Origin of the sequence: Arthrobacter sp. fls2-241-R2A-200, from assembly GCF_030209745.1 — a bacterium.
In the GTDB taxonomy this organism is placed as follows: Bacteria; Actinomycetota; Actinomycetes; order Actinomycetales; family Micrococcaceae; genus Arthrobacter.
This window is the reverse complement of the sequence record NZ_JARVRJ010000008.1, coordinates 1-11,380: the sequence shown is the minus strand read 5'-3', so window position 1 is coordinate 11,380 and position 11,380 is coordinate 1. Positions and strand designations below refer to the sequence as shown.

The 11,380-nt window shown below is 61.7% G+C and carries 7 protein-coding genes; 5 read left to right on the top strand and 2 right to left on the bottom strand.

The features are described from left to right. Nucleotides 1–1,236, bottom strand: coding sequence for a macrolide 2'-phosphotransferase (locus QRN42_RS08865; protein WP_284978885.1), 1,236 nt, complete (start codon nt 1,234–1,236; stop codon nt 1–3). A gap of 177 nt (nt 1,237–1,413) precedes the next feature. On the opposite strand from QRN42_RS08865, the gene nudC reads away from it, so the two are divergent. Genes nudC through QRN42_RS08850 form a run of 3 tightly spaced genes read left to right on the top strand, consistent with a single transcriptional unit; the run spans nt 1,414 to nt 5,146 of the window. After that, nucleotides 1,414–2,394 (top strand): NAD(+) diphosphatase, encoded by a 981-nt coding sequence (gene nudC, locus QRN42_RS08860; RefSeq protein ID WP_284978884.1) that lies wholly within the window; start codon nt 1,414–1,416, stop codon nt 2,392–2,394. Then, nucleotides 2,391–4,523 carry an ATP-dependent DNA helicase UvrD2 gene (locus tag QRN42_RS08855; RefSeq protein WP_284978882.1) on the top strand — a complete coding sequence of 711 codons (2,133 nt, stop codon included), beginning with the start codon at nt 2,391–2,393 and terminating at the stop codon, nt 4,521–4,523. Before nudC ends, QRN42_RS08855 begins: the two co-directional genes overlap by 4 nt. Continuing rightward, on the top strand, nt 4,523–5,146 hold the full coding sequence (locus tag QRN42_RS08850) for a M48 metallopeptidase family protein (protein WP_284978881.1): 624 nt from the start codon (nt 4,523–4,525) through the stop codon (nt 5,144–5,146). Before QRN42_RS08855 ends, QRN42_RS08850 begins: the two co-directional genes overlap by 1 nt. Before the next feature lie 39 nt (nt 5,147–5,185). Here QRN42_RS08850 and QRN42_RS08845 read toward each other — a convergent pair whose 3' ends face one another. Next, nucleotides 5,186–6,667, bottom strand: coding sequence for a zinc-dependent metalloprotease (locus QRN42_RS08845; RefSeq protein WP_284978879.1), 1,482 nt, complete (start codon nt 6,665–6,667; stop codon nt 5,186–5,188). Nucleotides 6,668–6,865: 198 nt separating this feature from the next. Here QRN42_RS08845 and QRN42_RS08840 point away from each other — a divergent pair, with 198 nt between their 5' ends. Further along, the gene (locus tag QRN42_RS08840; RefSeq protein WP_284978878.1) at nt 6,866–8,002 is read left to right on the top strand and encodes a YlbL family protein; all 1,137 of its coding nucleotides are present in this window, start codon (nt 6,866–6,868) and stop codon (nt 8,000–8,002) included. A gap of 130 nt (nt 8,003–8,132) precedes the next feature. Beyond that, complete coding sequence (locus QRN42_RS08835) at nt 8,133–11,126, top strand: UPF0182 family membrane protein (protein ID WP_284978877.1); 2,994 nt, start codon at nt 8,133–8,135, stop codon at nt 11,124–11,126. Nucleotides 11,127–11,380: the final 254 nt, after the last annotated feature.

The following is an 11,380-nucleotide window of genomic DNA, read 5'->3' as shown; positions in this document are numbered from 1 at the left end:
TCAGGAGTCTTTCGTGGCCTCGGTGCTCTTGACATCTTTTAGCTGCACAACGTTAATCGCGGCCGTGGAGGTCGAATCCTGGCTGCTGGTGCCGGCATCGGGCTCGCTGGCAGCCTCGTCAACGTCACCAGCCTCGTCAACGTCACCAGCCTCGTCAGCAACTACCGGCTCGTCCGGTATGGCTGCCACGGAAACTGCAGGGCCGACGTCGGAAATCGGGACAACCGTGACTGTCGGTTGCTGGGGAGGCGCCGCGGCGGCGTCCTCGGCAGCCTGCCGGTCCGCCTCCTCAGCTGCAGCACGCGCAGCCGCTTCGCGCTGTTCCTGCTTCTCGATATCTGCGGCCAATGATTGAAGCATCGATTCAGCTTCCGACGTCATCCCCTCGTGGCCCGCCGCCATGGCTTTGACCAGGTATTGTGCCAGCGCGAACTCGGCGAGCAGCGCGGCCCTTCGGAGCAAGTGTGAATCCGGTGTCTCGCGGCGGGCCTCGGTGTAGTGATTGAGCACGTCCTGGATGAAGGCTGATTCGTTGGACGCCACAAGCCAGGCAAAGTCATCCGCTGGGTCGCCGATCCGCAGATCGGTCCAGCCGGTAACCGCAGTCACTGTGTCGTCCTGCACCATCAGGTTGTCCTCATGGAGGTCCCCATGCACCACCGAGGTGTTGAAGCGCCACAGCGCCACATCTTCCATGGCGTGTTCCCACCGGCGTAGAAGGGTCGCCGGAATTTTGCCTGTTGTCGCCGCCTGGTCGAGCTCGTTGAGTTTCCGCTGGCGGAACTCGTTGGCTGAGTAACTGGGAAGGTCGGCATTGATCACCAAGGAGAGCGGCAGATCGTGAATTGCAGCCAGCGCCGAGCCGATTTCCTTGGCCAGGGCAGCGCTGCCCGCCGAAAGGTCCTCAATGGAGAACAACGAGCCCTGCAGGTGCGCATACACAAAGGTGGTGAGCTCGCCCTGGCGTACTGTCCCGGCGATGGTGGGGAGATGGAAAGGAAGCTCTGCCCGGATCGCGGGACTGAAAGCCCGCAGAACCATGAACTCCGTTTCCAACCGCGTGCTCGCTTCGGGATGGCGCGGGGAGCGGACGCGCCAGCGTTTCCCGTCGGCGTCGAGCAGGAGCGCCGAGTCGAAGTCGGCGTCGTCGTCGGGGGAGTAGGCTGTGCCAGTGGGCGCCAAGCCGGGCACTGCCGCGGTTGCGACGGCAGCTAGTTCAAGCGGAGTTCTTCTCACGCCTTCCACGGTAGGGTGGCTGGCGCCTGTGGCCATGATGCAGTGCGGCGAGTCTCCAGATCCGCAGGAAATCTACCGTGCCCACCCACAGAAGAACGCACGGAATGCCTTGGATATGTCCACAAGCCTTAGGCTGCCCAAATGTTTTTTGACGGTGGTAATCAGTACGGTAGGTATATGAGCTATACGGAACCATCGGCATTGGCAAACCACCTGACGGACACCGTTCTTCCCGTGCCCCCGGCCGTGGTGGATCGGGGGTCGGCTGTCAGGATGAAGCCGGGCATGGTGTCGGAGCTCATTTCGTCGGGAACGGCCAAAGCTGTGCTGATCTCCCAGCGTAAAGCGGTGGTTACTGCGGGCGGCCTGTGGTTTGGCGAGGCAGCAGAGCTGTGGGAGTCGCTGGCAGCCGCAGGGCGCGAGGCCATCTATCTGGGCAGAACTTTGCTGCCTTCGTCATTGGCGGTCGGTACGCCGGTGCTGTTGTTCACGGTCGCCGAGCCGGTTGCCCCGGGTACCGCAACACTACCTGCCCATGCCGAGTGGGCGGGTTTCCGCGAGGTCGCCGGACGTCTGGACGCCACTGACACGGCCTTGTTCATCGAGGCCAGCGCCATTTCCAACTGGCATGCCACGCACCGGCATTGCCCTCTGTGCGGTAGCCCTACGGAGGTCGAATCCGGCGGTTGGGTGCGACGATGCCCCCAAGACAACTCAGAACATTATCCGCGAACGGATCCGGCGATCATCGTTACCGTGGTGGGCCCTGACGGCCGCCTTCTCCTTGGCGGCGGAGGTCCGGTCGATGCCAAAAACTATTCGACGCTGGCCGGGTTCGTTGAACCAGGTGAGTCCCTGGAACAAGCGGTGGTCCGTGAAATAGGCGAAGAAGTCGGAGTCCGTGTCACCGCATGCCAGTACTTGGGCTCACAGTCCTGGCCTTTTCCGGCGTCCCTCATGTTGGGATTCACAGCAACAACGGAGGACACCGTCGCCAAACCCGACGGTGTTGAAGTTACGCGGGCCCGCTGGTTCAGCCGTGAGGAGCTGCAAGCTGCCGTCTTGAGCGGGGAAATCACCATCTCGACGCGGTTGTCCATTGCGCGTTCACTGATCGAGCACTGGTATGGCGGCGTCATTGAAGACCTTCAGCCGTGACGGAAGAAACGTTCGACGCCGGGAGCTCGCTTGAGGAGCGCATCCTGGGAAGCCTTGATGAAGAACAACGTGAGGTAGCCAGCACCCTGACGGGTCCGCTATGCGTACTTGCGGGGGCGGGCACCGGGAAGACGCGTGCCATCACCCACCGGATTGCGTACGGCGTCCACTCCGGCGTCTATAGTCCGCAACGGTTGCTGGCAGTGACCTTTACTGCGCGGGCGGCGGCCGAGATGCGGAGTCGGCTGAGGGACCTCGGTGTGGCGGCGGTTCAGGCCCGCACGTTCCACGCGGCCGCTTTGCGGCAGTTGCAGTTTTTCTGGCCACAGGCCATCGGCGGAACGTTGCCAAGCCTTTTGGACCACAAAGCCACCATGATTGCAGAAGCCTCCCGCCGGCTTCGGCTCAGCACTGATCGGGCATCGATCAGGGACCTCGCTGCCGAGATCGAATGGGCCAAGGTGTCCATGCTCACCCCGGCCAACTACTTGGAGAATGCGGTGGGCAGGGGAACTCCCGGTGGGTTCGACCTCACTGCCGTGGCGAGGGTGTTCCAAGCCTATGAAGACCTCAAGACCGATCGGAACGTCATCGACTTTGAGGACGTTCTCCTCATCACCGTGGGAATCCTTCAGGAGGACCCAAAAGTCGCAGCGACGGTGCGGGAGCAGTACCGGCACTTCGTCGTGGACGAATACCAGGATGTGTCGCCGCTGCAGCAACGGCTTCTGGACCTGTGGTTGGGCGGGAGGGACGAGCTTTGCGTAGTGGGCGACGCCTCCCAGACGATCTATTCCTTCACGGGAGCGTCACCAAAACACTTGCTCGGTTTCAAAAATCAGTTTCCTAACGCTACCGTGGTCAAACTTGTCCGCGACTACCGTTCCACCCCGCAAGTGGTGAAGCTGGCCAACGAGCTCCTCGGCTCGCGTCGTAGCGGCGGACCTGTGGCGGATGCTGCATGGGCGGCTCCCCTGAAGCTCGTGGCTCAGCGGCCGTCGGGCCCGGCACCCAGATTCATGGAGTGCCCGGACGATGAGGCGGAGGCTGCCGTCGTCGCCGGACGAATTCAGGAACTTCTCACCGCGGGTGTCAAGGCGAGCGAGATTGCGATCCTGTTCCGCACCAACGGACAGTCCGGAGCTTACGAGCAAGCTTTGGCCTCTGCGGGCATCGGTTATCAACTTCGGGGTGGTGAAAGGTTCTTCGCCCGGAAAGAAGTGCGTGATGCCATCTTGCAGTTGCGCGCGGCAACCAGGGCAGTAGCTGAGGGGCCCTCAGTGCCCCTGGGGCAGATCGTCCGTGACATTGTGGCCTCATTGGGTTACACCGATGCTGCGCCGCATAGCGGGGGAGCGCTACGGGAGCGGTGGGAATCGCTGGCCGCACTGGTTGCCTTGGCAGACGAGCTTGCCGTTCACCGGGGAGAATCCTTCACGCTCGCCGAATTCGTCAATGAGCTCCAGGAACGTTCCTTGGCACAGCACGCGCCAACTGTCCAGGGAATCACCCTCGCTTCGCTGCACTCCGCGAAAGGCCTCGAATGGGATGCCGTGTTCTTGGTTGGCCTCAGCGAGGGACTTATGCCGATCTCCTTCGCTGATACGCCCGAGGACGTTGACGAGGAACGGCGGCTGCTTTACGTGGGCATCACCCGCGCACGCGAGCACTTGAACCTCTCATGGTCCACCGCCCGCACGCCGGGCGGCCGTGCAAACCGGAAGCCCTCCCGGTTCCTGGACGGACTGCGGCCGGACTCCGTCGCATCTGCCAGCGCTCGCAGTAAAACAGGGCCAGTGCGTCCAAAAGCTGCCACCCCGGCCTCATGCAGGGTCTGCGGGAGCATGCTCGCAACGGGTGCGGAGCGCAAGATTGGGCGTTGCAACCAATGCCCACCCAGCTATGAGGAGCAGACATTTGATGCCTTGCGGCAGTGGCGCAAGGACGTAGCGCAAGCTGCCGAGGTTCCCGCCTACGTTGTGTTTACGGATGCGACCCTGACTGCAATTGCTGAGGCGCGGCCCTCGTCGCTGGAGGAACTTGCGGGCCTGGCCGGTGTTGGCCCTTCCAAGCTTGAACGCTACGGCGAGGCCGTCTTGGAAGTTCTCAGCGAAAGCGCTGTCCTCTGATGGCCCGATCAACCAGCTCAGACTCACCCGTTCACCAGCTGACAGAGGATGGTGCACCCGTCGTCGTGCGTCGCTCTGCGCGACGACGCCGGACCGTAGCGGCCTTCTGGGAGGACGGCAAAGCGGTGGTCGCTATTCCGGCCAGTTTCACTCGGACCCAGGAACGGGAATGGGTGGGACGCATGCTGGCCAAGTTGAAGAAGCAGGGTCAAGGGGCCGGTGGGCGCGGCAAACGTCGTCCGGCCACCGATGAAGCCCTCGCTGAGCAGGCAACACTGCTGTCGCGGACTTACCTCGGCGGCCGCGCAATGCCGACGTCGGTACGTTGGGTTGGCAACCAGAACTCACGCTGGGGTTCGGCTACACCGGCTGATGGCAGCATCAGGTTATCGAGCAAGCTCCAGCCAATGCCGCAGTGGGTGATCGACTACGTCCTCGTCCACGAGCTGGCGCACCTCCTGGTGGCCGGTCATAACGCCGACTTTTGGAAGTTGGTTGAGGCTTACCCTGAAACCCAGCGCGCCAAAGCTTTCCTGGACGGAGTAGCTTACGCAACATCCCGGGGCCTCGGACCGGACCCCGGCACCGAGGCACCTACTCCCGAGCCTCCAGCACCACACTGAAGGCCGGGCCCCGAGTACCTCGTGCCAGGGCGAAAATGCCTAGTTGGCCGGCGGTTCGGGGTCAGTCCCGGATTCGGGCTCGCCCTTTTTTCCGTCGTCGCCTGAGCCGTCGTCGCCTGATCCCTCGTCGCCTGAGCCGTCGTCGCCTGATCCCTCGTCGCCCGGTTCGGACGTTGTTTCAAAACCGCCGCTCAGCAGCTTTTGCAGGGCATCGTCAACTTCACCGTCGCTGGCTTCGGCGAGACGGCGTCGTTCCGAGAACCCCTTGGGATCGTCGAGGTCGGCACCTGTCGGCAGCAGATCCGGGTGGTGCCAGATAGCGTCCCGGCCTTCGATTCCACGCTCTTCCTTCAGGGTTGCCCACAACGTGGCGGCTTCCCTGAGTCGCCGCGGACGCAATTCCAAGCCCACCAAGGACGAGAATGCATGTTCGGCCGGTCCACCGGTTGCCCGACGACGGCGAACGGTCTCCCGCAACGCTGTGGCCGACGGCAGCACCCGTGCCGTGGCTTCGGCTGTCAACTCATCCACCCAGCCTTCAACGAGGGCAAGGGCAGTTTCGAGCTTCTCCAGGGCAGCTGTCTGCACAGGGGTGCGTTCGGGCATGAACACGCCGTGGGACAGTGCCTCCTGAATGCCCTCCGGGTTGCTGGGATCCAGGTCCCGGGCAAGGTCTTCGATCCTGGACATGTCGATGTGGATTCCCCGGGCATAGGCTTCGATCGCGCCCAGCAGATGGCCTCGAAGCCAGGGGACCTGCACAAACAACCGGGCGTGCGCGGCTTCGCGCACGGCAAGGAAAAGCCGGACATCGTTCTCCGGCAGGCTCAGGCCTTCTCCGAACTTCGCGACGTTGGTGGGCAGCAAAGCCATTTCAAGGTCGGCCAGCGGAACGCCGATGTCTGTGCTGCTCACAACTTCCGCGGAAAGCGCGCCGATAGCTTGCCCCAGCTGCATCCCGAAGATGGCCCCGCCCATGTTCTGCAGCATGGACGACGCGCCGCCCATCATGGACTTCATTTCCTCAGGCATCTGCTGGGACAGGGCTTCGGACAGCGCGTTGGCAATACTGTTTGCCACGGGCTCGGTCAAACGCTTCCACGTGCCCAGGGTGGCTTCAACCCACTCAGCACGCGACCACGCCCGGCCGATGAGTCCGGTGGCGGAGAGATCCGTGACAGGATCCAGCCACAGCTCAGCAAGCCTCAGCGCCTCGTCGATCTCCTTGGACTGGTGGGCGCTGACGGACGGATCGCTGCCCGACGCTGCCACACGGCGGGCGTTATCGTGTGCGAGCTGCCAATTTACAGGTCCTTCGGAGGTGGAACTCATCATTGCTTGGACCTGCGAGAACATTTGCTGAAGCAGTTGGGGGTCGTTTGGCAGGCCGGCGGCCTTAGCCAGTTCGGCGGGATCGATGTTGCCCATCCCTTGTCCGCCCATGAGATTCTGCAGCATTTCAGCCAGCGGATCCTTGGGCGTGTCATCATCTTCTGACGGGTTGTTCGGGTTGGAAGTCATGGTGTCGCCGATCGTCGAACTGGCTGGTGATCCCTTTCACCGTACCCCGATGGGGGAGGGCTGTCTGCCCGGTTGCCGCAACGTTCGCTGTAGGCAAAGCAGCCTCCGAACTGGGGGACCGCGTAGTGTGGATGTCTGGTGCATCCTCGTCGTAGCGCCCCGGTACCAACGTCGCTGTGACGGCATAGAAAGGCCCCCATGCTTACATCGCCCCATTCAGAAGGCTCCGTGGATCCGCGCCAAGCGAACGACGCCGGTCCCGCCACAGATGCCACGGCACCTTCCCGTGACGTCAGGTACTCGATCATGGTCATCTCGGGGCTCTTGGCCTTGGGCCTCGGCGTTGGCGCTGCTGCCTTGCCGGTGCCTTACGTCGTGGAGTCAGCGGGGCCTGTTTTCAATACCTTGGGCAAAGATGGAGACAAGCCAGTCATTTCCGTTACCGGGCATGAGTCCTTCGCCGCCAAGGGAGACCTTGACTTGACCACGGTGGTCACCACAGGCGGTCCGCAAAGTCCCGCGACGATCCTGGATGTCTTTCGGGGTTGGCTGGATCCTTCCAAGGCCGTGTACCCCGAGGAATTGATCTATCCCAAGGGAAGCACTGCCCAGGACACCGCGAAGCAGGGGCAGGTTGACATGGCGACCTCCCAGGAAAACGCGGTCGCCGCAGCGTTGCGCCAACTGAAGATCCCGTTTGAGCAACGGCTTACCGTGGCTGGACTCTCCGATTCGTCACCCTCTGCGGGAAAGATCCAAGAAGGCGACCGCCTTGTTTCCATCAATGGAAAACCGGTGACGTCCTTGGCCTCAATACAAACTGAACTTGCCGCCGGGGCAGGCGCTCCGGCAGTCGTCGTCGCGGACCGCGGCGGTAAGTCAGTGACTGCGACCATAACGCCGACCAAGAACCCTTCGGGCACGTACATACTGGGCGTGCTCCTGGCCAGCGGGTTCACTTTTCCCTTCAACGTCAATATCTCCCTAAACAATGTCGGCGGTCCCAGTGCAGGGATGATGTTTGCCCTGGGCATCATCGATACCCTCACGCCGGGTGACCTTACCGGCGGAAAGCACATTGCCGGCACAGGGACCATAACTCCCGACGGCGCAGTGGGAGCCATCGGTGGCATCGCCCAGAAGATGATCGGGGCCAAGCAGCAGGGAGCCACTCTTTTCCTCGCTCCGGCGGCTAACTGCGGGGACGTCGTGGGCCACATTCCAAACGGATTGCAGGTAGTTAAGGTTGAATCTCTGGCGGAGGCGACGGCCGCGGTAAAACAGTTTGCATCGGGAGGGGACGTTAAAGGACTTCCGACCTGCACAAACAACTAGACTGACCGTGGAACTTAGCTCGACTGCCACTCGTGGCACATATGACGGACTCTGCCAGGTTTCAACGGGCCGGGGATGTTAAGCACGCGCATACCGATTGTTCACTGACGACCACAATGAGGTACAGAGTTTGTCTCGTCCCGCCAGCTCCAACCCGCCCGGAAGATCGCCGCTGAGACGGGGTGTCCTGACTCCCACGCTGATCGTCGTGGCCGTCGTCGTCGTCGGGTTCATCTTCTTCGCCAACGTGTGGACTGATGTCCTGTGGTACCAGCAGCTTGGCTTTTTCGAAGTGTACCTACGCGAAAACCTGGCCAAGATCATCACGTTCCTGATCGGGTTTGCGTTGATGTTCGCCGGTGTCTACTTCGCCATCCGCATCGCCTACAAAGCCCGGCCGGTCTATGCCCCAGACTCTGAAGCGCGCGAGAACCTCAACAGGTACCAAGCGCAGCTCGAACCGGTGCGGCGCGTGGTGATGATCGGACTCCCAATCCTCTTTGGCCTGTTCGCCGGAAGCGCGGCAGCAAGCCAGTGGCAGAAGGCCTTGCTGTTCTTCAACCAGGTGCCGTTCGGCCAGACGGATCCCCAGTTCAACCTCGACATCAGTTTCTATTTGATGTCACTTCCGTTCTTGGGATTCGTGACGGGCTTCCTCATCAGCATTGCCATCGTTGCTGGCATCGCCGGTATCTTGACGCACTACCTCTACGGCAGCATCCGCCTTTTGGAACGGGGCATCTTCACCAGCCGCGCCGCCCAGATCCATGTCGCGGTGATTGGGGCGGTTTTCCTTGTCCTGTTGGGCATCAACTTCTGGCTGGACAGGTACACAACGGTTCAGAGCTCTTCCGGTCACTGGGCCGGCGCGCTCTACACGGATGTCAATGCGGTTGTTCCCACCAAGGCAATCCTCGCTGTAGCTGCAGGTTTAGTGGCCATACTTTTCATTATCGCGGCCGTCGTTGGCCGCTGGCGCCTTCCTGTCATCGGAACGGCGATGTTGGTCATTACCGCAATTTTGGCCGGCGGTGTCTATCCGTGGGTCATCCAGCAGTTCCAGGTCCGGCCTTCGGAGAACACGCTGGAAAAGGAATACATCGGCCGCAACATCAACATGACGCGCTCCGCCTACGGCTTGGACAAGATCGACGTGTCCGCCTACAACGCGACGACGAACGCCACGAGTGGTGCGCTGGCGAAGGACGCGCAAACTGCGGCCAACATCCGGCTCTTGGACCCGAACCTCATTTCGTCCGCCTTTTCGCAGCTTGAACAGTATCGCCCCTATTACCAGTTTCCGCAGACCTTGAATGTGGACCGCTACACCGTGGGCGGGAAGGTCCAGGACACCGTCATTGCGGTCCGTGAACTGAACCCGGATGGCCTCAGCGCCAACCAGCAAACGTGGGTAAACCGCCACATCGTCTACACACATGGCTACGGCGTAGTTGCGGCTAAAGGCAACAAGTTCACCGTCGACGGCAAACCGGACTTCCTCGAGTCCGGCATCCCCTCCACGGGAGTTCTCGGTACGGACACCTCCTACGAGCCGCGCATCTACTTCGGCGAGAACTCGCCTGATTACTCCATCGTCGGAGGGCCGGAGGGTGCTCAACAGCGTGAGCAGGACCGGCCGGCCGGCAGCGGAGACACGCAGTACACCTTTAAAGGAAATGGTGGGCCGAGCGTAGGGAACTGGCTGAACCGGGTGCTGTATTCCATCAAGTTCCAGTCCTCGGACCTCTTGTTGTCGGACGGCGTTAACGACAAGTCCCAGATCTTGTACGACCGGAATCCGCGCGAACGCGTAGAGAAGCTTGCTCCCTTCCTCACCATCGACGGCAATGCCTATCCGGCTGTTGTGGACGGACGGGTGAAGTGGATCGTTGATGGCTACACCACCAGTCAGTACTTCCCGTACTCTCAGCCTCAGCAGTTGCAAAACGCGACGGCGGACTCCCTCACCAGTTCGGGGCGAACAGTCGCGTTGCCCAACAGTTCGGTGAACTACATCAGGAACTCGGTCAAGGCAACCGTCGACGCCTATGACGGCTCGGTGACCCTTTACGCTTGGGACGACCAGGATCCACTCCTCAAGGCGTGGCAGAAGATTTTCCCGAACGTCATCAAACCCTATTCTGAGATGTCCGGCGATCTCATGAGCCACGTGCGGTACCCGGAGGACCTGTTCAAAGTCCAGCGCGAACTGCTGGGCCGTTATCACGTCACCAATCCGGACAGCTTCTACCAGAACAACGATGCCTGGAGCGTACCGAACGATCCCACAGTGTCCGAGGCAGTCAAGCAGCCGCCCTTCTACATGTCACTGCAGATGCCGGACCAGACCAAGCCTGCCTTCCAATTGACCTCTTCCTTCATTCCCCAAACGGTCAATGGCAACGCCCGGAACATCTTGTACGGCTTCCTCGCCGCAGACTCCGACGCCGGCAACGTCAAGGGCGTAAAGGCTGATACCTACGGCAAGCTCAGGCTCCTGCAACTTCCTACGGACACTCAGGTTCCGGGGCCGGGGCAGGCGCAAAACAAGTTCAACTCCGATCCCACCGTCTCTCAGGCACTTAACCTTTTGCGTCAAGGTGCATCGGACGTGCTCAATGGAAACCTCCTGACGTTGCCTGTAGGTGGAGGCCTCCTCTATGTCCAACCTGTCTATTTGAAGTCGACGGGGGAAACCTCGTACCCCACCCTTCAAAGGGTGCTGGTGGCTTTCGGTGACAAGATCGGCTTCGCGCCAACGCTCGACGCGGCTTTGGACCAGCTGTTTGGGGGAGATTCCGGTGCTAAGGCGGGGGACTCGGCAAACAATGGGCAAACAACCACGTCGCCGCCTGCCACGACCACCACGACTCCGCCGGCAAACACCACCGATGCCAAGGCCGAACTCAAGGCCGCGTTGGATGATGCCAACAAGGCTATCCAGGATGGCCAGGCTGCCTTGGCCAAGGGCGACTTTGCTGGTTACGGGACTCAGCAGGCTAACCTGTCCGCAGCGCTCAAGAAGGCCATTGATGCCGAGACGCGTTTGGGTGTAACGCCCGGTACCCCGGCGACCCAAGGCGCCACCCCGAGCGCTACGCCTTCGCCCTCACCGAGCGGCTAAGCCACGGGCGGGTGAGCTGGGCCGGTGCGCGTTCGTTTCTTCGGACGGCACCGGCCCTTTTCGCTGCCCGGCAGCCGGTTGATCGCCGTCGTCGGTCCCTTAAGCGACTGCAGATCGCGTTCTCGTGAACCCTATGGGCGGGGGGAGACGCAGGTCACGTCACCAGGATTTGGTTCGCCGTTCACCGGACGGTAGTGTTGTTCTTGCGACGCGGGGTGGAGCAGTTCGGTAGCTCGCTGGGCTCATAACCCAGA